At 58.3% G+C, this 24572-nt stretch carries 21 protein-coding genes; 7 read left to right on the top strand and 14 right to left on the bottom strand.

Translation table 11 applies throughout. The features are described from left to right. The first annotated feature begins 2 nt into the window (after window positions 1–2). The 4 genes from AC1RQ5_RS21220 (at window position 3) to AC1RQ5_RS21235 (ending at window position 4641) form a co-directional block, all read left to right on the top strand. Complete coding sequence (locus AC1RQ5_RS21220; RefSeq protein WP_493201570.1) at window positions 3–1664, top strand: long-chain-fatty-acid--CoA ligase; 1662 nt, start codon at window positions 3–5, stop codon at window positions 1662–1664. A gap of 44 nt (window positions 1665–1708) precedes the next feature. Continuing rightward, entirely contained in the window at window positions 1709–2935 is a 1227-nt protein-coding gene (locus tag AC1RQ5_RS21225; protein ID WP_493201571.1) for an ABC transporter substrate-binding protein, read from the top strand. Between the two features lie 72 nt (window positions 2936–3007). Then, window positions 3008–4168, top strand: coding sequence for an acyl-CoA dehydrogenase family protein (locus AC1RQ5_RS21230; RefSeq protein WP_493201573.1), 1161 nt, complete (start codon window positions 3008–3010; stop codon window positions 4166–4168). A gap of 212 nt (window positions 4169–4380) precedes the next feature. Further along, window positions 4381–4641, top strand: coding sequence for a hypothetical protein (locus tag AC1RQ5_RS21235; RefSeq protein WP_493201575.1), 261 nt, complete (start codon window positions 4381–4383; stop codon window positions 4639–4641). Window positions 4642–4919: 278 nt separating this feature from the next. Here the strand turns inward: AC1RQ5_RS21235 and AC1RQ5_RS21240 are convergent, their stop codons facing one another. The 11 genes from AC1RQ5_RS21240 to AC1RQ5_RS21290 all read right to left on the bottom strand — a co-directional run bounded on the left by AC1RQ5_RS21240 (window position 4920) and on the right by AC1RQ5_RS21290 (window position 19000). Beyond that, window positions 4920–5909, bottom strand: coding sequence for a formylglycine-generating enzyme family protein (locus tag AC1RQ5_RS21240; RefSeq protein ID WP_493201577.1), 990 nt, complete (start codon window positions 5907–5909; stop codon window positions 4920–4922). A 148-nt stretch (window positions 5910–6057) separates the two neighbouring features. After that, window positions 6058–6759, bottom strand: coding sequence for a response regulator (locus AC1RQ5_RS21245; RefSeq protein WP_493201579.1), 702 nt, complete (start codon window positions 6757–6759; stop codon window positions 6058–6060). A 66-nt stretch (window positions 6760–6825) separates the two neighbouring features. Next, on the bottom strand, window positions 6826–7227 hold the full coding sequence (locus AC1RQ5_RS21250) for a sensor histidine kinase (protein ID WP_493201581.1): 402 nt from the start codon (window positions 7225–7227) through the stop codon (window positions 6826–6828). A gap of 8 nt (window positions 7228–7235) precedes the next feature. Then, on the bottom strand, window positions 7236–8273 hold the full coding sequence (locus tag AC1RQ5_RS21255; protein WP_493201583.1) for a PAS domain-containing protein: 1038 nt from the start codon (window positions 8271–8273) through the stop codon (window positions 7236–7238). 178 nt (window positions 8274–8451) lie between these two features. Beyond that, window positions 8452–10590 carry an adenylate/guanylate cyclase domain-containing protein gene (locus AC1RQ5_RS21260; RefSeq protein WP_493201585.1) on the bottom strand — a complete coding sequence of 713 codons (2139 nt, stop codon included), beginning with the start codon at window positions 10588–10590 and terminating at the stop codon, window positions 8452–8454. Between the two features lie 738 nt (window positions 10591–11328). Next, window positions 11329–12468, bottom strand: a complete 1140-nt coding sequence (locus tag AC1RQ5_RS21265) for an HlyD family secretion protein (RefSeq protein WP_493201586.1) — start codon at window positions 12466–12468, stop codon at window positions 11329–11331. After that, entirely contained in the window at window positions 12465–12653 is a 189-nt protein-coding gene (locus tag AC1RQ5_RS21270; protein WP_493201587.1) for a hypothetical protein, read from the bottom strand. Before AC1RQ5_RS21270 ends, AC1RQ5_RS21265 begins: the two co-directional genes overlap by 4 nt. A gap of 13 nt (window positions 12654–12666) precedes the next feature. Then, a complete protein-coding gene (locus AC1RQ5_RS21275; protein WP_493201589.1) occupies window positions 12667–13017 on the bottom strand; it encodes a DUF3302 domain-containing protein in 351 nt (116 codons plus the stop codon). Window positions 13018–13040: 23 nt separating this feature from the next. After that, a complete protein-coding gene (locus AC1RQ5_RS21280) occupies window positions 13041–15383 on the bottom strand; it encodes an arylsulfatase (protein ID WP_493201591.1) in 2343 nt (780 codons plus the stop codon). A gap of 162 nt (window positions 15384–15545) precedes the next feature. Beyond that, window positions 15546–17219 carry an arylsulfatase gene (locus AC1RQ5_RS21285; protein ID WP_493201593.1) on the bottom strand — a complete coding sequence of 558 codons (1674 nt, stop codon included), beginning with the start codon at window positions 17217–17219 and terminating at the stop codon, window positions 15546–15548. A gap of 272 nt (window positions 17220–17491) precedes the next feature. Next, window positions 17492–19000 (bottom strand): DUF1254 domain-containing protein, encoded by a 1509-nt coding sequence (locus AC1RQ5_RS21290; RefSeq protein WP_493201595.1) that lies wholly within the window; start codon window positions 18998–19000, stop codon window positions 17492–17494. 472 nt (window positions 19001–19472) lie between these two features. Between AC1RQ5_RS21290 and AC1RQ5_RS21295 the strand changes: the two genes are divergently transcribed. From AC1RQ5_RS21295 to AC1RQ5_RS21305, 3 genes are all read left to right on the top strand, one after another. Next, on the top strand, window positions 19473–20480 hold the full coding sequence (locus AC1RQ5_RS21295) for a SphA family protein (protein ID WP_493201597.1): 1008 nt from the start codon (window positions 19473–19475) through the stop codon (window positions 20478–20480). Window positions 20481–20611: 131 nt separating this feature from the next. Further along, window positions 20612–21046, top strand: coding sequence for a DUF3551 domain-containing protein (locus AC1RQ5_RS21300; protein WP_493201599.1), 435 nt, complete (start codon window positions 20612–20614; stop codon window positions 21044–21046). Window positions 21047–21388: 342 nt separating this feature from the next. Next, window positions 21389–21646 (top strand): hypothetical protein, encoded by a 258-nt coding sequence (locus AC1RQ5_RS21305; protein WP_493201601.1) that lies wholly within the window; start codon window positions 21389–21391, stop codon window positions 21644–21646. A gap of 36 nt (window positions 21647–21682) precedes the next feature. Here the strand turns inward: AC1RQ5_RS21305 and AC1RQ5_RS21310 are convergent, their stop codons facing one another. The 3 genes from AC1RQ5_RS21310 to AC1RQ5_RS21320 all read right to left on the bottom strand — a co-directional run bounded on the left by AC1RQ5_RS21310 (window position 21683) and on the right by AC1RQ5_RS21320 (window position 24554). Further along, window positions 21683–22906, bottom strand: coding sequence for an ABC transporter substrate-binding protein (locus tag AC1RQ5_RS21310; RefSeq protein ID WP_493201603.1), 1224 nt, complete (start codon window positions 22904–22906; stop codon window positions 21683–21685). Between the two features lie 179 nt (window positions 22907–23085). Then, window positions 23086–24042 carry a PDR/VanB family oxidoreductase gene (locus AC1RQ5_RS21315; RefSeq protein ID WP_493201604.1) on the bottom strand — a complete coding sequence of 319 codons (957 nt, stop codon included), beginning with the start codon at window positions 24040–24042 and terminating at the stop codon, window positions 23086–23088. Further along, a complete protein-coding gene (locus AC1RQ5_RS21320) occupies window positions 24042–24554 on the bottom strand; it encodes an MOSC domain-containing protein (RefSeq protein ID WP_493201606.1) in 513 nt (170 codons plus the stop codon). The genes AC1RQ5_RS21315 and AC1RQ5_RS21320 overlap by 1 nt, the downstream gene beginning before the upstream one ends. Window positions 24555–24572 lie beyond the last annotated feature (18 nt).

Below are 24572 nucleotides of genomic sequence, written 5' to 3' on the forward strand. Positions count from 1 at the left end.
CCATGCGTGGCCTGATGATGGATACGCCGTTGCTGCTGACGGATATGCTTCGCCATGCGGCGATTGCGCATGGTGCGACGGAAGTCGTGTCCCGCATGATCGATGGCGGGATACATCGCTATTCCTATCGACAGGCACTCGATCGGTGTCGCCGGCTGTCTGCGGCGCTGGCCGCCTTCGATCTCGGGCCCGGCGACCGCATTGGATCGCTGGCCTGGAACACGCATCACCACTTCGAGCTGTTCTATGGCATTCCAGGTCAGGGCTATGTGCTGCATACGCTCAATCCGCGTCTGCACGAAGACACGCTGGTCCAGATCATCACCCATGCCGAGGACACGTGGATCTTCATCGATGCGGCGACGCTGCCACTGGCGGAATCGCTGGCGCCACGCCTCCCCCAGATCCGTGGCTGGATCTATATGGGCGCGACCGAAACCATCCCGCAGACATCACTTGGTAATGTCATCAGCTACGAAGCACTGATCTCCTCCCAACCGCCCGGCCACCAGTGGCCGATCCTGGACGAGAACGCCGCCAGCATCATGTGCTACACGTCCGGCACCACGGGCGCGCCCAAGGGGATCGTCTATTCGCATCGCTCCATCGTGCTCGCCTCGCTGTTCATGAGCATGGCCGACATGGTCGGCGGCTATCGGGGCGGACACCGTGAAACGGTGATGCCCGTTGCGCCGCTCTTCCATGCCAATGGCTGGATGATGCCATTCACCGCGCCCATGAACGGTCAGAAACTGGTGCTGCCCGGCCGCAATTTCGAGGCAGACAGGCTTTGCGACCTGATCCAGTCCGAAGAGGTCACGGTGGTCGCGGCGGTACCGACAGTCTGGCTCGCCATCGCCGCGCATCTCGATACGGCAAACACGGCCCTGCCCTCGCTTCGCGCAGCCATGGTGGCGGGAACCAAGGCGCCCAGATCGCTGGTCGAGAATCTGGAGCGGCGCGGCATCTCGGTCGGTCAGGTCTGGGGCATGACCGAGGCCGCCGGCGGCGTGCGCGCGACGCCTGCGCCGGGCGTCGCCGATCTTGCTGCCGACGAGCAGTTCGCGCGCAAGATGCGCCAGGGCCGGATCGGCTTCGGGACCGAGCTCAGGATCATGAGCGACACCGCCGAACCGCTACCGCATGACGGTATCGCGCTCGGGCATCTCGAGGCGCGCGGCCCATGCGTTTCCTCGGGCTATTACAAGCTCGACCATCCCGTTTCGAATGGATGGCTGACGACGGGAGATGTCGCACGCATTCATGCGGATGGCAGCATCGAGATCGTCGACCGCTCCAAGGATGTCATCAAATCCGGCGGTGAATGGATCAGCAGCCAAGCCATCGAGGTGGCCGTGCTTGAACATCCCGCGATCTTCCAGGCTGCGGTGATCGCAACGCATCACGATCGCTGGCAAGAGCGGCCATTGCTGGTCGCGGTCGGCAAGCCGGGTACCACCGTCACCTCCGACGATTTGCTCGATCACCTGCGGACACGAATTCCCAAATGGTGGATGCCCGATCAGGTCGTCTTCATCGATGCGCTGCCGGTGACAGCCAGCGGCAAAGTGCGCAAGGCCGAGCTCCGGGAGACGCTCATGCGCGACCAGCAATTTCACATTCCGCAACCACCGCCGACGGACCCACTGCCGTCGGCGCTCTAAGCAAGCAGGCAGATTCATACAAAAACATTTGAGGGGAAACGACGATGAGACAGACGACATTCTTGCATGGACTGACGATCGCACTATCGCTTGGCGCCGCTGCGATGAGCCATGCAGCTGACAAGAATTACGGTCCGGGCGTCTCCGACACCGAGATCAAACTGGGGCAGACCGTGGCCTATAGCGGCCCTGCCTCCGCCTTTTCAAGCTATGGCCGGGTGATGACCGGCTACTTCCAGATGCTGAATGAAACCGGCGGCATCAATGGTCGCAAGATTGTCCTCAGCTCGCTGGACAATGCCTTCAGCCCGCCCAAGGCGCTGGAGCAGACCCGCAAGCTGGTGGAAGACATCGGCATTTTTGCGGACGTCGGCACCGTCGGCACCACGCCAAATGTGGCGATCCAGAAATATCTCAACCAGAACAAGGTCCCGCATGTCTTCATTTCGGCCGGCGGCAAGCGTTTCAACGACCCCAAGAACTTTCCCTGGAGCGTGCCGCTCTATCCGGCCTTCGAGATGGAAGGCAAGACTTTCGGCAACTTCATCCTGCGCACCAAACCCGGCGCCAGGATTGCCGTGCTCTATCAGAACGACGATTTCGGCAAGGACTTCCTGACCGGCCTGAAAGCCGCGCTCGGCAATGATGCGACCAAGATCGTCGCTGAAGCCACCCACGAACTTACCGACCCGACCATCGATTCACAGATCATCAAGCTGAAAGATTCCGGCGCTGACGTCCTGATGGAGTTCACCACGCCGAAATTCGTCGCCCAGGCCGTGCGCAAGACGGCCGAACTCGGCTGGCGACCAATGCAGTTCCTGGTCAGCACGTCGAACTCCGTGGAGACCGTTCTGCGCCCCGCAGGGCTCGACAATGCCAAGGACGTCTATACCAGCCAGTTCACCAAGCAGGCTGCTGACCCCGCATGGGCGAATGACCCTGAAGTGATCGAATATGTCGCCTTCATCAAGAAATGGGCGCCGAACGACAATCCCAGCGATTTCGTCGCTTTGTCCGGTTACATCACCGCACAGGCCATCGCCTATGGCTTGCAGCGCTCCGGCAACGAGCTGACCCGCGAAAATCTCGTGAAGCAAGCGAGCAGCTTTCAAGGCCAGCGTTTCAAGATGATGCTGCCGGGCGTGGAGCTCAATAATTCATCGCAGGACTATGCCGCCTACCGCTCGCTCCGCGTCGCACGGTTCGACGGCACGTCCTGGGTGCTAGCCGACAAACCGGAAACATCCGGCCAGGCCTCGAACAAATAGCCCGCCACCCCGGTGCAATGACGTGCAAGACGCACGTCATTGCACCTATTTCGCCAACCGGAGTGCGACATCATGTTGTTGAGCGACGACCAGCAGAGTTTTCGCGATACGTTAAGGCGTTTCATTGCCAGGGACGTCGCACCGATCGCGAATGCGATCGACCGCGACGACCGTTTTCCGAGCGAACTGGTGCCGAAATTCGGCGATCTCGGCCTGCTTCAGCTCAGGCTGCCCGAAGAATATGGCGGCCCCGGCGCCAACCTCACCACCGTCTGCCTCGCCGCCGAAGAACTGGCGAAGGTCTCGGAATCGGTCGCGCTGATCTCCGGACAGAACGGCATCGGCATGATCGTGCCGCTGATGCATTTCGGCAATGAGGAACAACGCCAGCGATTTTTTCCGGAAGTCGCCAAGGGCCGCATGCTCACCGCGGTGGCTATCACGGAGCCGCAATCAGGCTCCGATGTCGGCAGCATGCGCACGCGTGCCACACGCGACAGCGACGGCAACTATGTGCTGAATGGCGAGAAATGCTACATCACCTTCGCACCCGTTGCCGACTACATCACGGTGTTCGCCAAGACCGGCGATGACGGCGACGGCACCCACAATATCAGTGCCTTCATTGTCGATACCAAGACTGCCGGCTTCAGCGTCGGCAAGAGCGAACGCAAGCTCGGCCTCAACGGTATTCCAAACGCGCCAATCCATTTCGACAATGTGCGCGTCCCCCCCGAAAACAGGATTGGCGCGGAGGGTGAAGGCTTCAAGATCTGCATGCGCATCCTCGACCTCAACCGGCCGACCATCGGCGCCGTTGCAGTCGGACTCGCGCAGGGCGCGCTTGATCTCGCGATTACCTATGCCAAGGAACGTAGGCAGTTCGGCAAATCGATCGCCGAATTCCAGGGCATGCAGTTCATGCTCGCGGATATGGCCATGCAGGTCGAGGCCGCGCGATGCCTGGTTTATGAATGCGCACGGATCGCCGATCTCGGCTTTCCGACAGAAGCCGATTTCCGTGACTTCTCAGCGAGAGCGTCGATGGCAAAATGTTTCGCCAGCGACATGGCCATGAAAGTGACGACCGACGCCGTGCAGATCTTTGGGGGTGCCGGGTACATGCGCGATCTTCCGGTCGAGCGTTTCATGCGAGACGCCAAGATTAATCAGATTTTTGAGGGGACAAATCAGATCCATCGGCTGATCATCGCACGGCAGTTGCTGTCATGAATGTTGTCGTAACGCAGTCTCTTGGGAATGTCTGCTTTGCGCCATGAGCCGTCATTGGTCGTGCGCTGTCGATGGCGTGGGCCTGGGCGTGGATTAGTCCGTAAATAGCGTTTCAGGAGAACGACGAACAGATACAGGGTTTCTCCCGATGGATTACTCGAGGATGGTCAGCGACGATCCCAACGCTATTCACGAGCAATCTGGAGCAAAACATGCGCATCAGTGTTCCTACTCGACACCAACTGGCTGCGGCCGGTATCACGGCCTTGATCACATTCGCGCTGGCGGCACCAGGCCATGCGCAACAGGGTGGGAAGAAGGCAAGCGCCCACAACACCTATTCCATCCGCGAAAAATGCATCGCCAAGGCACAGGCGGCCTATCCTGACAATGGCCTCGGCACGACGAGCGTCATGACGCAACGTACAGGAGTTTACATGGACTGTGCAAAGAGCAATGGTATCAGGCCATAGCAGCTCAGACCTGTATAAAATCGCTACTGTAAATGTCCGCCGCAGGACACTTCGATACGTTTTGTATCTGAACTGAAACGCACTCCCCTCTCGATTCGGGACGTACATTCACGACACAAACTTCCGAAGCGAGCCGCCGTCATCGGCATCCTCGACCTTCGGCTGGTGAATGGCTCCGGCCAGTCCAGACCGCAAGTGCCAAGCATCAGCTCGGGTCCGCGGTTGCATGCACCGCTCTCACTCAATCGATACTTCCGACGAACGATATCTCATCAAAACTACTGGCTGGCTGAGTGGCTCGGCGAGCGCTCGACGCACCTGAACCCGACGTGACAGGTAGACGTGTCGATCGGCTCCGCATGACGAGCAGCAGGACGATAGCGCCGACAGTAAATCGGTGCGCAAAGATGGGATCCTCCCTTGAGGACCTTGCGCGGGATGCGGATCGCAGGTTGACGCATGTCGTAGCTTCCGGACTGCGTCCCTCCTCTCGGATTAGAAGGAACGCAGCATGCCTTGGCAACCTCATCGATGTGACGCGCGCTGTACCAATCCAAGGTCCACTCCCAGACATTGCCGATCATGTCGTGGACGCCGTAGCCATTTGGCGGAAATGCGTTCACCGGGGAGGTTCGATCGAATCCGTCGGACGCCAAGTTTACGCTCGGAAAATCTCCTTGCCAGGTATTCGCCATGTGGCGACCGGCAGGCGTGAACTCGCTGCCCCACGCAAATTCGGCTCCATCCAGACTGCCACGCGCCGCGAATTCCCATTCGGCCTCGGTTGGCAAATCGCGCCCGCGCCAAGCGGCATAGGCCTGCGCGTCGGCAAAGGCCATATGGACGATCGGACGATTTTCAAGGCCATCAATGCTGCTTCCCTGCCCGTAGGGATGTTTCCAATCAGCGCCCTGCATAAAGGACCACCATTGGATCCAGTCACCAAGGTCGGATATCGATGTCGTCCTCCGGAAGACCAGCGAGCCCGCATAAAGCATTTCCGGCAATGCGCCAGGATAGTCGGAAGCGTCCGGGACGACCTCGGCAACGGTGACGTGCCCCGTTGCCGCTACGAATTTCGCAAATTCACAATTTGTTACAGGCGTCCGCTCGATCCAGAAGCCGTCAACGCGTACGCGATGAACGGGCGCCTCCTCGGGATAATGATAGTTAGATCCCATCCGGAATGCCCCGCCGGGTATCCAAACCATGTCATGCCGAAAGGGAAAGTTTGGCGCATTTTTCTCGTCGATGACACCGATCGTCATATGGCGCTCCGCGGACAACGATGGCCCGGATCGCAGGCGGAAGACGCTTTTGTGGGCCTGCTGCTCCGGCAGACTGCAGAAGCCAATCGAGGCCGTCTATCAGGGAAAACCCTATCGATGGAACGGTCGTCACGTTCGAGTAACAGACCTAAGGTTCAATGAGCTTATTCCGAATGGCGTAGCGCACTAAACCCGCAGTCGAGGTCGCATCGATCTTCTTCATCGCAGCCGAGCGCTGAGATTCCACGGTTTTTATACTGACATTCAACAGCGAACTAATCTGCTTGTTGCTGTTTCCTTCCGCAATCAATTGAACGACCATGCGTTCTCGCGGCGTCAACAGCGGTATCACCCTCTCCGTCTCCTTCGCCAGATAGGAGTGAAGCATGCGTTCTGAGAGTTTTCCTGTGAAGAACGGCTTGCGGTTTGCCAACGCTTCGATCGCGGACACCAAATATTGCTTCGCATCGCTTTTGAGAAGAAAGGCTTTCGCACCCGCCGCCAACGCCTGGGTGATGATCTCATCAGTATCGTGCATCGTAAACATCAGCACTTCCGTCCGATCGAGGCGTTGCCGAACCTGACGGGTAACCTCGACGCCGTTCATGAGTGGGATAGAATAATCCGTAATCAAAATATCAGGCTTCAGCGCCAGCGCCATGGTGAGCGCAGCCTTGCCATCCCCCGCTTCACCGACCACTTGCCATCCGGCACGAAGCTCCACGATCGAGCGGAGACCAGAACGGACGACGTCGTGGTCATCAGCGATCAGGATACGAACCGCTGTCGGGCCATTGACCACACTGACCTCCGTCTTAGGCCGCGAAAGATTGGAAAATAGCGTGTTCAAAACGTTCCCCCTATTCGTGGAAACCCTAGAACAAAGCCCCGGTACCCCGAAATCGCAACCGTGGTCCTACGCTGCTGGCATTATGGCGTTTGCTAACGGAAGTGGAATGCGAACAAATACCATCGTGCCCCTGCTAGATGACCGGATACTGAATCCCCCTCCGAATTGGTGCGTGCGGGCGCGCATTCCGGAAATGCCCACACCGGTTTTCATCAACGTCCCATCACCATCGCGCGCAATCCCCGCGCCGTCATCAGCAACGCCCAACAGGATGCGTTTTGCATCGAGTTTAATGCCAATATGCACCGTGTTGGCATGAGCATGCCGATGAACATTCGCCATGGCTTCCTGCACGATCCGCAAGATCGTGCGCTTCAGACTGATAGATAGGCCATCGAGGGTTCCGGACATGCGCAATGTCGTCTCGATGCCGGTGCGTTCAGAATAGCCCGAAACGAAACGTGACAATGTCGGCCTTAGACCATCTTCGTCGAGAGCCCGAGGGTAGAGCAGATAGCTAACCGACTGATTTCGCGCTGCGCCTCCGACACCGATTGCTCGACCGCCGATACGATGGAATCCAGCTCTCTCGACCTCATTCTGTCGCGCAGCGACATCAAGTTAAGGCTCGCCGCCGTCAGATGCTGTACCGTGGAATCATGCAGTTCGGCAGCGTAGCGCTGACGCTCCTGTTCCTGCAGATTGACCAAGCGGACCGCAAGATTGTCCATTTCGTGGAGCGCAGTCTCAAGCTCAGTTACATCGTCCCGCGAGACGAGCGTACGTCGCCAGCTCCGCGAGTCCATCCGAGACGCGCGTAGGCGATAGTTGCGGTAGGAGCGATTAATTGCTGTTTTGAAGTTCAGGCCGAACTCCGGCGTATCCCCGGCAAGCACAGATTTGATACCGACTCGGAAGGCGCTTAGTTGGCTTCGGACAGGATGGAGACATCGAATATCGAGATAGCGTTCACCGATGCCGTTGTCCGGAAGAAATCCGTTGGCGAGCGAGATGAAGCGATGCCAAGCCCGGTTCGCCACCAAGACGCGGCCGTCCTCGTCTAATATGGCGATTTCTGAAGATGTGGCGTCGAGAGCCGAAATCAGGAGATCTCTGGCTTTTTCTCCTGCGAGCTCGGCAGCTTTTCTCTCGGTCACGTCGCGAAAGAGGATCGTCGTCCCGCGGTCAGTCGGCACGAAGTCCGCTTCGACCCAACGGCCAGGGTGGCTCTTACTGAAGATTTCAACCCTCCGCTTTTGTCGCCCCTCCACTAGATCGATTAGAGCGGATCGATCTGCCGCATCTGTGTTGGCAAAGACATCGAATACATATTTGCCAAGCACGTTCTCAATGACTACGCCGACCCATTGAGCGGCGGCCGCATTAATTGCTGAAATTCGGAAATCAGATTCCACCGTCAGATAACAATCGGAGATTTGATCGAGTACGGCACGAAAATCGGCATCGCTCGTGCCGTCGAACTGTCCGTATCTGTGCGAAAGGGTCTCGTTCATTTCGCCCCCTTTTTCGATGTTTTGCGCTGAACTTGTTTCAACGTTTCATCGACCGACGTGCGACTTGACTGAATGCATCTCCCGATTGAATGGTAATCCGATCCAGACGAAATCGTAAGCGAATTTTGCAATCCCTCAGCAGATTTCTGTTCGTCCTCGATAAGCACGCGTTATGTACCTAGCGAGTGTCCTCCGCCTCCAATCTCAATTGTCCGCGGAGTCTGGCTGCATGACATGACGCGATGCGGTCATCGGGATAGCAGTCGAGAAATCCCTCGATGAGCGATAACGATTCTATTTCGTCGCAATTTTGGCATCTTTCCAGAATGACATTCCATCTTCTGCAGAACTCTGCTTCCGTTCGCGTGTGCAAACCGCGGCGACAACGCAATTCAAAAATCCTGAAAGACTGGTCGAACCCTTTGGGCCGCACACGGTCCACACACCGGAAAACGAAAAACTCATCGGCGACATCCCGAATGTTTTCCGTGACCAGCACGGTCGTGCCATAGACCTTGTTCAACGACTCGAGCCGCGCGGCGAGATTCACAGTGGCGCCGAGCGCCGTAAAATTCATGCGGTCGGCTGATCCGATGTTGCCAACCAAGGCGTCACCAACATGCAGGCCGAAACGCGTGCGGTAGACGGGCCACCCTTCGTGTAAGAAAGCTCCATTCAGATCATGATTTGCGTCAAGACAATGCATCACCGCTTCGCAGGCGTTGCGTACATGATCTGCATCGTCATTTGGCGCATTCCATATGGCCATTACGGCGTCGCCGATAAATTTGTCGACCACACCTCCGCTCATCATGATCGCATGCGACAATGCAGCGAAATAGCGTGACGTATAAATCATCACCTGCTCAGGATCAGCGCGCTCCGCAATCGCCGTGAAATTCTCGACATCTGTAAAAAGAACGGTGACCTCGCGCCTCGTTCCGCCAAGCGTGAGCGACGTTTGTGATTCTACCAGCTGCTGGACCAAGCGGCGTGGCACGAAGCGGGAGAACGTTTGCACGACCGACCGGAGCATATGCACCGAGCGACCGAGATCGTCGATCTCGCGGATCACGGAGCGCTGACGCGCGCGATCTGCCACGTCGAAATGCCGAATGCGATCCGTTTCATCGGCCAGATCATGAAGACGTTGCGACATCTTGGAGCCGATCCAGAACGCAAATGGGATCAAGCCAAGAACGAATGCCAGCGTAATGAGAAACAACAACCGTTTCTCGCGTTCAATATCAGAGAAAAATTCTTCTAGCGGGGCCAGTACGACCAGTCGCAGATTGGCCGAACTGGCTGTTTTGATCGATTGAAATGCGGCGGCATACATCCGTCCGTCGAAACCACGGAAGACCTGCTGCGCCGACCCGCCACGTTCCCAGGCCTTGACGGCAGGCGCGATTCCGGTCCGATCGACGTCCGCCAATGTCGGCAATTCCACGCCCGACGATGCTGCTCCCTGCGCTGCGACCCGTTCGCCAAGTCCCGGATAGGCGATAACCCGCTCCTCGCGGTCGAAGAGTAACGCACGACCGGAAGCTCCCAGTTGCTGACGACGAAGCAGATCCTCCGCTTCCCCGAGCATGACATCGCCGGCAACAACGCCTTTTCGTCCACCACCGATCGCCGCCCTGACTGTGTAGCCGGGAAGCCCCGTGGCGTGGAATATATAGGGATCGGTGAGGATGCCCGCACCGGCCGCCGCCGCTCCGACAAACCACGGTCGTGTACGTGGATCGAAATCCGACAGCGCCGACATGCTGGCTAACCTGACAAGGTCATCGGACAGGAAGCTGATGTCGGCCTTCCGGAAACCTTCGGGGCCCCAAGACGGCGCAATGCTCAGAAGTCGGAACGTGGCATTCTCGGGTGCACCAAGACGGTTTCGGTAAGCCGGACCAGCGCGATCGATGACATCCATCTGGAGAAATGCACCGTCGTCGTACCCCACATAAGCATTGTACAAATGCACATTGCTTCGAAGCATCGCCGCCATCAGCGCGTAGAGAGGGCCGTTGTCGGCGATATTGGCCGACTGAATGGACGGCAATTGCTTCAGCACTTCAAGACTGTCGTGGACATCCTTGAATTGGGCGTCGATCCGATCCGCAGCATGCTCCGCGACTCGCTCCAGCAGACGAGCCGCAGCGGCTTCTGTGATGACAGTTGCGCGCCTGAAACTGAGATACACCAGCGACAATCCGACGAAGAGCAATATTCCGACGAACAGGGTAATGATCGACGTCCGGAAACCGATACTCAGGACCGGTCCAACGTCATCTGTCGGTTCGACGCTATTGCTGCGCACGGCACGCCAACCATGTCGAGGCGAGGGTTAAATCCTGGGCTTCAAGGGCACCGCCAGTGGATTCTTCCGTAGGCGTCCACAGCCTGAACGCAGGCCCGAGCCACCACGGCAGGCGCCGTTGCGGCAGCGGCACCGGCGGCGACGCACGGCGGGTCGTGCGACGCGCGACGCCCGCGTCGCTCAATGGTGTCAGTGGCCTGCCTATGACCGCTTCCGCGCGTGCTGAATCCGGAGCGATCGGTCAATTGCCGTGGCTCACCTGCAATAAGCGCGCCTATTTGCATCGAACCGCACTCCCGAGCCCTTCTTTTGGGCCGAGTGTGCTTAAACGATGTCGTTCTCTCCATCGGGAAAATCCCGTGATTGTCCAGACGGAAACCCTGAGATGAGGCTGATAACGACGCAACGCCGCGCGATCGGCCAGCATTAGTCGGCCGGCAACGGAGCACGGAATTCAAGATCAACGTCTCACGGCGCATCCCGTGCGCGACACGCATCGTGGGGCGCGAGACTACGTCGTTGAAGGTGGCAGCATCTGCGAGACCTCCTGCTGGGAACGGCAGGGACATCCACCTCATGAGGGCAAGAGCCCGCACGACGAATGACATGGCCTGGATCACGGTTTCGATCCCTCCCGCGAACCAGGCCGATGCGTTGCCGGAATCCAGAAGCCACCGCGATGCTGGCCTTATCTTAATGCCTACTCCAACGGAGCGGACCCGACGCGTCTGAATGTCGCTAGGACGTAAAGAACAGATAGTTGAGCCAGCTATTGGCACGCATGACGGCCATCCTGATGACGCCCGCAATCTGTACGTTGCCGCTGAACACAGCCGCACTCCCCTGCGTGCCTGCCGGCAATCTCAGGTCGTCGCCACCATCCAGCTTGATACGGACCGCAAAGCGCGCGTTGTGTGGAGTATCGATCCCAGGGAACAAGCCTGTCGCGGTGAGCTGGCCTTCTGAAGCGAGATCGATCGTGGTCAGCACCTTGCCGGGGAAGATCTGACCAGGATACATCGGAAAGACGACCTCGGCGTAAGCTCCGGGCCTGATCGCCAAATACGGCCCCTGCATGAAGGTCGCGACCACGACGCCGCGATTGCTTTCATCACGGTTACAAACGAATGGCATGACAGCCGCCGCGGCACTGACTACCGTTCCGGGTAAGAGCTGCAGGTTCGTTACATAGCCGTCGCAGGGCGCCCGGACGGTCGCCTGATCCAGATTGTACTTTGCTTGCTCAAGCTGCTGGCGCGCCTGCGCTACGGCGGTGTTCTCATCTCCAATATTCGACTCATAGGCCAGCCGCGCTTTCGTCTCGACCGCCTTCGCACCCGTGACCGCCTCTTGAGCCGCCTCCAGGTTACGCTGATACCTATCGAGAGCGGCTTGCGCGATATCGCCCTTGGAAAACAGAATATTCTGGCGATCGAAGTCGGCTTGAGCCAGGCTCAACTGGGCACCTGCTCGATCAGCGCCTGAGGTTGCCTGATCCAGCGCTGCCTTCAACTGGGGGACCGACTGCGTAGCAGCAGCAACCAGAGCTTCCAGCCGATTGACCTCGAACTGGAATGGCCTGGGGTCGATCGTGAACAGAACCTCACCACTCGTCAGAGGCGTGTTGGCTTGCACCACGACGCTTTGAACCCTGCCCGGCACCGTAATGTGCGGCACGATCTGGACGACGCTCTGGAACACACGCGCGTCCGTCGATGAAGGATGATCATTGTTCATCGACAGAATGATATAGAAGGCGAACGAGGGACCAACCGCGGCGAGCACGATCGCAATCGGCAGCGTGAGGCGGATCAGCTTGAGTTTTGCAAATACAAGCCAGATCAGCGCTGCATACCCTCCGAAGATGGCTGCCATCATGGCTTGATGCCTCCATCATTCGTGACAGCGATCCTGCTTTCCAGCGCAGCGACTTGAGCGCTCAACGCGGCCAGCTCGGACTCAAGCGTATCTGCCGATGAGCCAGCAGATGGCACTTCGTTCTCTGCATCCTGTTGCCGATAGATATAAATCACGACAACCGAGCTTATAATGGCCCAAAGCATGCCAGCCTCCCGCCTACGGTTGCGTCAGCCGACCTTCGAGCGCGATGAGCCGCTGCCGAACCTCATGCAGTCTGGCGACCAACGCCGCATCTCTGGAATTCGTCTCAGCACCGCCGGTCAGCCGCTTGTCCGGATTCAAATAGGCCCACACCAGAGCCAGCGGCCACAGCACCACCGTGATAATGCCCATCCAGCCACAGATAGTGATGGCATCGGCTTGCGGATGATTGCGTGAGCGTGCGATGGCGCCGGGAAGACTACCCAGACGGTATATGACATAAGCCAGCACGACCGGCATGATGCAGAGAACGATCAATGTCAGCCAGTGCAGGAACGGCCCGAACATCTGAAGCTTAAAGTCCATCGGGCGCTCCTTGCGGCTGTTCGTTAATTCCCCAACTCCACGACGACCTCGTTGAGTTGTCCCTGGAAGGGGAACGCGCCCTGGTAGTCGTAGACAACCGGCGTGCCGCTATCGCTGCCAACGTCCTGGTTCTCCGACAGCGAGTATTTGAACGGCGTGGTTTGCTCAACTCTACCGGAACCCACGGTCCTGCCGTCCACGGACAGGGTAATCGTTCCACCCTTACCCGTTGCCTTTCCGCCCTCGTAGTTGAACGCCATCTTGATTTCGTGCTTGCCGGCTGACACCGCCTGTTCGCTCCGCACGATAAAATGTTTCACGTCAAGAAAGTTGTGGGCGGCAGCGAGCTTTCCGTCCTTCAGGTAGAACGCCCAGCCTCCTGTGTTGCCGCCTTGCGTGAGAATCATGCCGCTGTCGCCTTCCTTGATGTCCACCTTCGCCGAGATCGTGAATGACTTGTTCTTCAGATCCGGCGCCGACGCTTCAGGAATTCCTGCAAGCGGACCCGAATAGATATATTTCGTGCGCCCTGCCGCCAGATTGGGTTTCCCCGTCAGCTCGGCGCTGAACCGCTCGGCACCGCGCCAATCCAAAGGCAGGGCCTTGTTGGCCGAAGCTTCTGCCCACCACAGCGCGGTCATCTCGGCAAGCTTTTCAGGATTCTTTTGCGCCAGATCGTTTGACTGGGTGAAGTCTTCGTTGAGATTGTAGAGCTCCCACTTCGCCGTTAGTGGATCGAACTTGCCGCGCTCGGCTTGCCAGGGCTCAAAGCTCAGCGACGCTGCCCACCATCCATCCTTGTACATTCCGCGATTGACGAAGATCTCAAAATATTGGCTCGTGCGAATCTCCGGTGCCTTTGCGTTATTGAGCACATCCAGGAAGCTACGCCCCTGGATGGGAGTCTGTGCCGTGCCATTCACGATACGCGGCTCCTCGACCCCGGCCGCCGTAAGGATTGTCGGCACCACGTCGATCAGATGGGTAAACTGCGATCGGATTTCGCCGCCGTGCTTGAACTTGGCGGGCCACTTCACAATCATCGGATTGCGCGTGCCGCCGAGATGGCTTGCCACCTGTTTCGTCCACTTGAAGGGTGTGTTCATCGCGTGTGCCCACGCAGCCGGGAAATGATTGAAGTGCATTTCCGTACCGATCTCGTCGATCCGACCGAGAACTTCCCGATAGGACATCAGATACGCATTGAAGAACGCATTTTCGTTGAGCGTTCCGTCGAAGCCGCCCTCCGGCGATGAGCCGTTGTCCCCCACGATGTAGACGATCATCGTGTTATCTGCGTCGGGCAACGTCTTGACGTAGTCGAGCACCCGGCCGACCTCGCGATCCACGTGATAGCCATAGGCGGCGAAGACCTCCATCATGCGCTCATAGAGGCGTTTCTGATCGGTGTTGAGTGACTCCCAGGCGGGTAAACTTGCGGGTCGCGGAGTCAGCATTGCATCCTTCGGAATGATGCCCTTCTCCTTCTGGCGGTCGAAGGTCTGCTGGCGATAGGCGTCCCAGCCCATGCTGAATTTACCCTTGAACTGCTCGATCAGTTCCTTGGGTGCCTGATGTGGCGCGTGTGTGGCTGCGGGTGCGTAATAAATGAACCATGGCTTGTCGGGCTGGACCGACTCGGCATTCTTTAACCAGGAGATCGTCCGGTCAGCCAGGTCCTCGCTGAGGTAGTAACGGCTGGCAGACGGCGTTCCGAGTGCAGTCTGGTTCTGGTAGAGGTATGGCCGGACCTGATTGGTATCCCCGGCCATGAAGCCGTAAAAGAAGTCGAAGCCAAGACCGTTCGGCCAATGATCAAACGGCCCCATCGGACTCGTTTCATAGATCGGCGTATTGTGGTTCTTCCCGAACCACGCCGTGATGTAACCGTTCTGGTGGAGGATCTCGGCGACGGTGGCCGTATCCTTCGGAATGATTCCGGTATAACCGTCATACCCTGTCGCGACCTCCGTGATGTTACCGGAACCGGCAACGTGATGATTGCGACCAGTCAAAAGAGCTGCGCGTGACGGCGAACACACCGCCGTCGTATGGAAGCGGTTGAAGAGCACACCTTCTTTCGCCAGTTCCTCCATCTTCGGGGACGGCACCCCGCCACCAGAAACCGAGAACTGACCGAAGCCGACATCGTCCAGCAAAACCAGCAGGACATTCGGCGCGCCTTTCGGTGCATTTCGCGGCACAGGAAATTGTGCGGGGTCGGAATCGAGATATGTCGGCCCAACACTCCCCCGGTACTTCTGCTCGGCATAGGGCAATACGGCCTGGCCGCGCGGAGGGACTGAGGTGTCTTGCGCGAAGGCAACGCTACAGCTCGCTGCCAGAATTGTTGCGCCGAGTGCCACCGTGGTCGCTTTGCATGTTCTGATCATCGGCTTCGTGCCTTCGCTTTGAAAGAAGAGCGTCTTCGGTCAAAGAGCCAATGGAGGCAGAGCTTCAATTCAGCGTTCGGCAGTCCGACAGACTGCGCCGCTCCACGGACTCAAGCGAACTATGCGGTCCAGCGCCTAATCCCGACCTCTGCTCAGGAATTGCTCGACAACGTTCGACATGTCGAACGACTTGCCTCCCTGCACCGGCGGAAACTCCGCTAGTGTTTTCAAATGATCGTTCATCATTTCCTTCATGGGAGCCACGAGCCATGACACCTTCTGGAGAAGGTGACCGTAGGAATCGACGGTGCTGTAGCTTTCAAATGGATCCATCCGAAGGTTGAACAGTAAAGGCTTGCTGCGGCCGACAACGGTGTCGTAGTAATTTTCGCTGGTCGAAAAATGCCATTTCCAGGGCCCCATGCGCATCGCCGTCATCTTACTCTCGGTGTAATGGAAAATGTGATTTCGCACCGACCCGGTTGCTTCACCTTTCCAGTATGCAAGATTGTTGATGCCATCGATGTATTGCTTCTTGTCACGCATGATTTTTTCAGGCGCGTCGATCACGCCAGCGGCAGCCGCCAGTGTCGTGAACATGTCCTGGTGGCACTGGATGCCGTTGAGGACCTGGCCAGGCTTGATAGCCGCGGGCCAACGCAGCAGAGAAATGACACGAACACCGCCTTCGAAGGTTGTCATCTTCTCACCCCGAAACGGCGTCGTGGCGCCGTAGGGCCAAGACGAATGCTCGGGGCCGTTGTCGGTCGAGTACCAAACGATGGTGTTCTCATCCATGCCCTGCTCTCTGAGGAAATCCAACACAAGACCGACGTCATGGTCGTGCTGCATCATGCCCGAACCGTGATAATCGGCCTCAGAGCTGATATTTTCAGCCGCGTAACGCCACTTGTCGTTCAACCGCGTATAAAGATGCATTCGCGTGGCGTTCAGCCAGACGAAGAACGGCTTGTTGTCCGTTTTGGCCTTCTTCATGAAATCCAGGGCGAGAGGAATTGTCTCGGCGGCGTCGATATCGTGCATGCGATCCTGGTGCAGCGGACCGGTGTCTTGGATCCTTTGCTTGCCCACTTTGCCAAATCGCGGATCAACAGTTGGGTCGTCCCGATCCGTAGCCCATGAGTGGACGACGCCGCGCGCGCCAAATTTCTTCTCGTAAGCCTCGAGGCTGCCCGAATATTTCTTCGCAAAATTCTGATAGTCGCGCTGCTGGTCCTCTTCGGAAACATTGAGGTGATAGAGATTTCCAAAAAATTCGTCGAACCCGTGATTGGTCGGCAGATGCTCGTTGCGATCACCGAGATGACTCTTACCGAAATGCCCCGTGGCGTAACCGGCCGCCTTGAGCACCTCGGCGAGGCACGGCGATGCCGGTTGAAGGCCAAGCGTGTCGCCGGGCTGCCCCACTGTGACATTGCCGGAACGGATCGGATATTGGCCGGTGATGAACGCCGCTCGACCTGCGGTGCAGGAGGGTTGCCCATAGTGATCGCTGAACTTTATGCCCTCCTGACCGATACGGTCGATGTTGGGTGTAAAGTATCCCATGGTTCCCATTCCGTAGGCGGACACATTCTGCCAGCCAATGTCGTCGCCCCAGATGACAAGGATGTTCGGCGGCCGGCCTGTCGCGCGCGCTGTTGCTGTCGGCGGTGTTGATGGACGCTGTTGCGCCTCAGAGAGCTGGGGTGAACCGGCCATCGCCATCGACGCGGCCAATATGGTGCCGCCTAACAATATGCTGCGACGGTTGAAGGATGTATTTTCACTGCGAAGGTCGGTGATCATAACGTCTCCTTACTGCTGACGCGAGCAAGCCGAGATACGTGTTCTATCGATGATCCTCAGTTGACTGAGTCGAACTCCGCCAGATTCAATGTAACGCCGTTGCAAACCACAGGGCACGGTAGAACTGCTGCGTAGATATCGGCCTCCTTGGCAGAATTACTGGCGCCCCAATCATCTTCTCCAGTTTTTCTCTCTGCATCATGCGCGATCGTCGGTCGGCGGAGATCTAACGAAGCAGAGCTCCTCGCCTGATAAAGGAGCAAGACATCGTTTCACTTTGCTCGCTTGACAGGTGGCGGTGTCCATTCCCCGCTATTGACTTCAGCTTTTGGCCAATAGGTACGGATCGTCATTTCGAACTCGCTATCCGGCGCAGGCAGCCAATTGGCCTCCCTTTCCTTGCCAGGGCTCTTATTCTGAACATAGATCGTCAGCGAGCCGTCCGCGTTGTAATCTATCTTTCTGAGATTCTTCGTCCCAACAGAATATCTCTTGGTAGCGTTGGCCGCGAAGAAGTGCTGAGGGTCGTACATGGTCAACGACCAGAAGCCGTTCGCCGGCGGTTCTTTACCCTTGGCAAACGTCACCGTGTATTCGTTCTTTCCATTGAGACGTTTTCCGTCGCCGTCAATCTGGACAAAGAAGTACCTGGTCTCATCCGGCTTGTTCACATACATGTTTGACTTCGCGGTGGCCGCACGTGTGACGTAGTCGAACCCCCACGCTGCGCCATGCGGCGGCGAGTTCCAGCCGCCGGGATATGTGCGCCCATTGGTTTGAAAATTAAACAGCGGCGTTACCAGCTCTTTTTCAGCTTCGACGGCAGCTTGTTTGATGGCGTTCTTGATTTCTGGATCTGAATTGGCTGACGCGAATAGTGCTCTCATCATCGCGTAGCGGCCCTCCTCTCCGGGGAGAGGCGGCACCTGCTCGATGATCGCCGGCAACTCATCGAAGAATGTTTGTGGATCGACCCATTTGATCTCCGACTTCGAGGCCGTTTCGCTCACGGGGAAATGTGGCGTCTTGCGCCAATCCGTAACCTTCTTCTCACCCGTGAACTTGCTGAGCGGGTAAATCGCCACCTGGCTCAGAACGGACTGAATAGCCTCGCTATCTTCCTTGGTGTCGTCTTTGAAGATGCGAGGCCCCATCGCTACAAGATCGGTTGGCGATCTGAGCACGCCAGAAACTCCGGCCGGAACATCGCCCTTCCAGTTGGGCCCGACAACCAAGTAATTTCCGGGCTTGGTGCCGTACTGCTTCCCGAGCCTGGAGAATTCATCGCTCCTAGCGTCGTAGATCGCATAGACCCAGAAGCGATCGCCGAAATCGGGCACTTGAAGAATGACCGGCTCCTTGTCCACGGCGCCGAATCCGAAGCCATAGACGACATCCTGATTAGGATGAGCGACCCAGCGTTGCTCAGGCACAATATATTCCGAGAGCATCGACACATATCCAACCGGGGCGACAGGGAGGATGCCACCGTTCAGGCCGGGCTCGGGTGCGTTCGCAAATGAGGCACGACGATGAAATGCATTCACAATCGGCCACCCCCAAACATAGACATCTTTCGCAAAGATCTTTGCAAACTCCTTCGTAATCACGGTCCCCTGCGGGACATCAGAGACGTCCGCAGCCGCCCGCGCAAAAGTGACCTGGATCCCCTGCTCGATATGGCGACTTCCGGAATCTTGAGCTGTTGCCGCGACGCCGCCAATTGCCGTGAGTAGCGACACACTGAGGAGGGATGTCTTTGCCCTGGAAAGTCCGATCATGTTTCTCTCCCGATAACGACAGCGAAATCTCCGAAAGAAAAATGGGCTCAATCGATCGATGTTGTAAGATTGGTAAAGTTTTGCTCGTGGCACTAGAGATCAAGCGATGCAGCGATGTGACGTTACGTTACGGAGAGAGAACTCGATTATCTCTAGGTGAAAACCCGCGACACAGATCGAAGAAACCCTAGATCGCCATCGATCCATGACGCTTCAATGCGCAGCCGTTCGACTATGCGAAGAAGAACCTGAGGCGTGGAACGGGATCTGTCAGGCACCTGGAACTGGACGTCGCAGATGCGTCTTTGCTTATCCGGGGAGACCGTGTCGCACGGATGCAACAGCGCATGACGTTCTGAGCCTTACGGCAAGAATTCAGGGTTTTCCCTGATAGCAAAATCCCTGGGAAGCCAGATGCTTTTCGATTGCATCGTTCGATTGTGAAAATCGATGTGTCCTGGGGAGAATCCAAGTGACCAGCAGTTTCAAGACATTGAGGCCACGTGCGGCCGTGATCGCGGCGCTTCTCGGTATTACCGCTCTCCCCGCCGTCGCGGATGAGGGCGGCGTTCCGTTCTGGCTGAGCGGACAACTCGGGAGCATGGCCGCTGTGCCGTCAACGCCAGGCTGGCAGGCTGCCGTGATCTACTATCATTCCTCCCTGTCAGCCGGCAGCGGCACATCCATTCCGAGAGGCGGCCGCGTCGAACTTGGTTTGAACGCCAAGCCCGATCTTGTTTTCTTGAACTCCACCTATGTTTTCGCTCAGCCACTCTTCGGCGGACAGGCATCATTGGGACTTACTGGCGCTTTCGGCAATATGGGCGCCTCCATCAGTGGCACGGCCACAGGGCCACTCGGCAATACTGTCACCGGAAGCCGTAGCGAATCCACATTCGGCGTCGCCGACCTCTATCCGATGTTCCAGATCAAATGGAATCACGGCGTGAACAATTTCATGACATATGTGACCGGCGACATTCCCGTTGGCACCTATGATGTCAACAGCATAGCCAATATCGGCATCGGTCATGGTGCAATCGACGCGGGCGGCGGCTACACGTATTTGGATCCCAAGTCCGGCTACGAATTCTCCATTGCCACCGGCTTTACATACAACTTTCGCAATACGGACAGCGACTATCGCAACGGCGTTAACTGGCACGTCGATTGGGGCGCGTCGAAATTCCTGACCAAGCAACTCCTCGTCGGCGCTGTCGGCTACTACTATCAGCAGATAACAGCCGACACTGGATCAGCGGCAATTCTTGGCGACTTCAAGTCCCGCATCGCGGGGGCTGGCCCGCAGATCGGCTACATCATTCCGATGGGAGAGACGCAGGGATACCTGAACTTGAAGGGGTATTACGAGTTTGAGCACCAGAACCGACCGCAGGGTTGGAATGTGTGGCTCACATTCGCGATGTCTCCCGCGGCCGCACGTCCCGAGAGTTCTCCGCCTCCGCGTATTCGGAAGTAGGTCACGTTGGCTCCGGGATTACCCTTGGATCGTCGCGGAATCGCATCCCTTGGAAGTCGGGATAAGCCTGATAGCTGTCGCGCAATCTCCTTGGCACCCTGAACGGGTCAAACCGGGCAAAGGAGAATATCATGCGTAAAGCATTCCTCGACGTCACCGCGCGGTCGCATCTGGCTGCCGGCGCAATCTTTGCTGTTTCGATTCTTGCAGGCGCGATCGGTGGCTCGAATGCGTCTCTGGCCGGAGCGAATCTGCCTTATTGCACAGCAGGCGACAATGATCTCGAATGCGACTATGTCACCTTCCGGCAGTGCATGGCCACAGCGCAGAACACCGGCCAGAGCTGCATGACGAATCCGGGAAACCTCCTTTATGTGAGCTCCGGCCTGTCGTCCGGCGCGGTGCGTGATAGTCAGGCGTCAGCGAGTACCGAAGCGATCCGTCAGGACTGCATCGCCCGCGCCCAGGCGCGGTATCCGGACAGCGGGCTCGGCACAGTGACGGTCATGACGCAGCGGACCGAGGTTTACAGGGATTGCGCCCGCGCGAACGGCATCAATCCGTAGCCGGCCATGGGAGCTGCGAGCGGTGTAGTTGGAACCTCGCCCGACCTCGCCCCTCCCGTGAAGATCCGGCCAGCGATGGTTGAGCCATTCTTGCTGGCCGGATCTGCCACGGAATTTTTCCATGCCTTCAACGGCTTCCAGATATGGTATCGATCGACGAGCGAGAAACAAGCACCCGGACAAGAAAACAACAGACGTGCCGGCAGACCGCGACGGGGAGCAACTGATGCCCGTTTCGCCTGGGTCGGCAGCAATCCTTGTTGTCGGACCTGGAGAGGGTCAAGGTATGACAGCGAATTCCCGACGATAGACGAAATGCCCGCCACCGCCTAAATCGCTGTTATGAAGAATCAGGCACCATGGGCCGGCAAGGTATTCGACGAGCCGCGTATAGGCTTCGTCGCCGAATATGGCTCGCAATTGCATCCGCTGGCGAAGCCACCGGAGCCGCCTCCAGCCGCCTCGCCCCTCGACAAGATCGTCGATGAAGACCGCCTCGGTTTTGCCGAGGCGCAGCGTGCTGACGAAATACGGATACGCGAAGCCCTCGCATCGAAAGTGCGCTACGGGCGCGGCAAACGGCCATCGCCCGCAGGATAGGCCGAGCGGCGCCCGGCCCATCCTGCGGTCGTCAGCTTACTTTTTGGCAGTCACCATCGGGCATGCGCTGGCCGAGAGCGGCGGAAACGCTTCTTCGGCCTTCACGGTGGCGAGAATCTTGAGCACGTCATAGGGGTCCTGAACCTCGCCGGGCTTCTTCACCTCGCCGAGATACATATCGTGCACCATCAGATTGTCCGGACGCAGCTTGCCGTTGCGCAGGAAGGCATCGTCGAAGGTGCGACCCTGCAGATCCTTCACGACAGCGGCTGGGTCCTTGGTATTCGCCGCTTCCACCGACTTGATGTAGTTCAGCGTCGATGAATAGACGCCGGCCTGCATCATGCTCGGCGGCTTGCCCATCTTGGCCGCATAGCGCTTGGAGAATTCGCGCGTGCGGTCATCCATGTTCCAGTAGAAGCCGGACGTCACCAGCAACCCCTGCGCGCTCTTCAGACCGACGCTGCGGATGTCGTTCACGTCGAGCAGCAGCGCGATCATCTTCTGATCGCCGCCCATCAGGCCGAACTCCTCCGCCTGCTTGATGACATTCTGCGTATCACTGCCGGCATTGGCCACGGCGATGACCTTCGCGCCCGACGATTTCGCGGTCAAAATCTGCGAGGAGAAATCTGCGGTGTTGATCGGATGCGGCGCACGGCCGAGCGCCTTGCCGCCGCCCTTGACCGCCACTTCGGTGACGTCGCGTTCCAGCGCCTGGCCGAAGGCATAATCAGCCACGATGAAGAAGAAGGTGTCGCCGCCTCGCTGCAGCATCGCCTTCCCTGCGACATTGGCCAGCGCATAGGTGGTGTAGGTCCACTGGATGAAATTCGGCGAACAGAATTTGCCGCTCAGATCCGCCGAGCCGCCGGCGGATGTGATGAACATCTTGTTGCGATCCTTGGCGAAGGTCTGCACCGCGATACACACCGACGACACCGGCACGTCGAGGATGACATCGACGCCTTCCTGATCATACCACTGGCGCGCGATATTGCCGCCGACGTCGGGCTTGTTGAGATGGTCCGCAGAGATCAGCTGGATCGGCTTGCCAAGCGCCTTGCCGCCGCATTCGTCAATGGCGAGCTGCGCTGCCGCCACCGAGCCTGCGCCGCCATTGTCGGCGAACAGGCCGGTCATATCGGTGAGCACGCCGAATTTCAGCGGGGTATCACTCGCTGCGCGGACGATGGCCGGCGATGCGAGGAGCCCCAGACCCGTGGCACCCACGCCAGCCAAAAACGTACGACGCTTCATGTTTGTTTTCTCCCTGTTTGATTTTATCTTTGCGGGGAGATTGCGTGGTGATGCGCTGCGAAGCAAGGCACAGTGGCGTACTTTTACGCTAAGGCGTACCCATTGATGCATTGACGCGATCGCTGCAACGCGAAATCAGCGACCGGTTCACATATGTGAATGAGGTGCCGCAAGCGGCCCTAGAGATCCAGCACCAGCCGTTCGCTGGCCGAGCCTGCGACGCAGACCAGCAGGCTGCGCGAGCGTTCTGCTGGAGATAACGCGCGATCGCGATGCACCGGCTCGCCCTCCAGCCAGCCCACCTTGCAGGCGCCGCAGATGCCGCCGCAACATGACGTCGGCACGTCGATACCCAGCGCCGTCAGCGCCTGCAGCATGCTTTCGCCGGCCCCGACGGCGATGTCACGCCCCGATCGCGCCAGCACCAGCGTATACGGTCGCGCCTGCGGATCCGCCGGCAGCGGTGGTGCGACGAAACGCTCCACATGGACCTGCTCCGCCGACCACGCGCACGCCGCCTGTTCGAAATCACCGATCATGGATTCCGGGCCGCAGCAGCCGATCCCCGCATCTATCGCCGCGGGGCCGATCAAAGCCGCAAGATCCGGCCGCCCGACCACCGCCGTGTCGTGGATCACCACATGGCCGCTCTCGATCATCGGTGCGAGCAGATCGGCAAGCGGCGGCGGGCCGCGCGTGATCATGTGCAGCGTAAAGCCATTGCGCCCTGTGCGCTTGAGCAGCGCGGCCGCCGACAGAAACGGCGTAACCCCGATGCCCCCGGCCACGAATGCAAACCGCGACAGATGCGCGGGCAGCGGCATTCCGCCCCGAGGCAGCGACACGCCGATCACATCGCTCTGTCTGACCTCGTCATGCAGATGGATCGAGCCACCGCGCCCACCGGCCTCGCGCTTCACCGCAAGCATGTAACGCGTCTTGTCCGCGGGATCGTTGCACAACGAGTAGGTGCGGATCAGCCCGTTGGCCAGATACAGGTCGATATGTGCGCCCGGCTTGAACGGCGGCAGCTCCCAGCGCTCGGGATCAATCAACGTGAACAGCTTGATCCCCTCGCCGCCGTCCTCGATCCGGTCCACCACCGTCTTGACGGTGATGACGCGCACCGCTGCCATTATGCGCTCCGCACGCTATCGCCGACCCGTACGGTGCCGCCCTGCAGGATCTTGCAATTGAGGCCCGAGCGATTGATCAGCGGATCGAAGATCGACTTGCCCGTGATCTCCTCGATATGCCGGCACGGGATCGACAGCCGTGTCGCCTCCAGCAGTGTCTCGCCGAGCCAGAACTGCTTGCCGACCAGATGGGTGAGCGGGACGCCGACAGTGGTGACATTGCGGCGATGTTCTTCAACGCCAAGGTCGATATCATGATCACGCTTCAGCGCGATGAGCGTCTCATATTCGAACAAAGTGACCTGACGGCCCTCCTCGGGCTTCGGCGAGTAGAAGCCTTCCTCGCGGCCGATCATGTAGCGATCGCCTTCGATGCCCTTGCCGGCAATCAGCGTCAGTTCCTGCATCTCGCGCATCGGCAGGAAGGCACGCGCGGTGATGTGGAGATGACGGACGACACCGGTCCAGGTCGGGGCGGCGGTATCGGATTTCGATTTCACGATATCGAGCATAGCCTATGTTCCTTTCGC

This window comes from Tardiphaga sp. GW821-FHT12E02, from assembly GCF_058807155.1.

Coding starts and splice junctions, on each gene's coding strand:
- AC1RQ5_RS21220 (WP_493201570.1), top strand. CDS start 3: ATGCGTGGCCTGATGATGGATACGCCGTTGCTGCTGACGGATATGCTT.
- AC1RQ5_RS21225 (WP_493201571.1), top strand. CDS start 1,709: ATGAGACAGACGACATTCTTGCATGGACTGACGATCGCACTATCGCTT.
- AC1RQ5_RS21230 (WP_493201573.1), top strand. CDS start 3,008: ATGTTGTTGAGCGACGACCAGCAGAGTTTTCGCGATACGTTAAGGCGT.
- AC1RQ5_RS21235 (WP_493201575.1), top strand. CDS start 4,381: ATGCGCATCAGTGTTCCTACTCGACACCAACTGGCTGCGGCCGGTATC.
- AC1RQ5_RS21240 (WP_493201577.1), bottom strand. CDS start 5,909: ATGACGATCGGTGTCATCGACGAGAAAAATGCGCCAAACTTTCCCTTT.
- AC1RQ5_RS21255 (WP_493201583.1), bottom strand. CDS start 8,273: ATGAACGAGACCCTTTCGCACAGATACGGACAGTTCGACGGCACGAGC.
- AC1RQ5_RS21265 (WP_493201586.1), bottom strand. CDS start 12,468: ATGATGGCAGCCATCTTCGGAGGGTATGCAGCGCTGATCTGGCTTGTA.
- AC1RQ5_RS21270 (WP_493201587.1), bottom strand. CDS start 12,653: ATGCTTTGGGCCATTATAAGCTCGGTTGTCGTGATTTATATCTATCGG.
- AC1RQ5_RS21275 (WP_493201589.1), bottom strand. CDS start 13,017: ATGGACTTTAAGCTTCAGATGTTCGGGCCGTTCCTGCACTGGCTGACA.
- AC1RQ5_RS21285 (WP_493201593.1), bottom strand. CDS start 17,219: ATGATCACCGACCTTCGCAGTGAAAATACATCCTTCAACCGTCGCAGC.
- AC1RQ5_RS21290 (WP_493201595.1), bottom strand. CDS start 19,000: ATGATCGGACTTTCCAGGGCAAAGACATCCCTCCTCAGTGTGTCGCTA.
- AC1RQ5_RS21300 (WP_493201599.1), top strand. CDS start 20,612: ATGCGTAAAGCATTCCTCGACGTCACCGCGCGGTCGCATCTGGCTGCC.
- AC1RQ5_RS21305 (WP_493201601.1), top strand. CDS start 21,389: ATGAAGAATCAGGCACCATGGGCCGGCAAGGTATTCGACGAGCCGCGT.
- AC1RQ5_RS21310 (WP_493201603.1), bottom strand. CDS start 22,906: ATGAAGCGTCGTACGTTTTTGGCTGGCGTGGGTGCCACGGGTCTGGGG.
- AC1RQ5_RS21315 (WP_493201604.1), bottom strand. CDS start 24,042: ATGGCAGCGGTGCGCGTCATCACCGTCAAGACGGTGGTGGACCGGATC.
- AC1RQ5_RS21320 (WP_493201606.1), bottom strand. CDS start 24,554: ATGCTCGATATCGTGAAATCGAAATCCGATACCGCCGCCCCGACCTGG.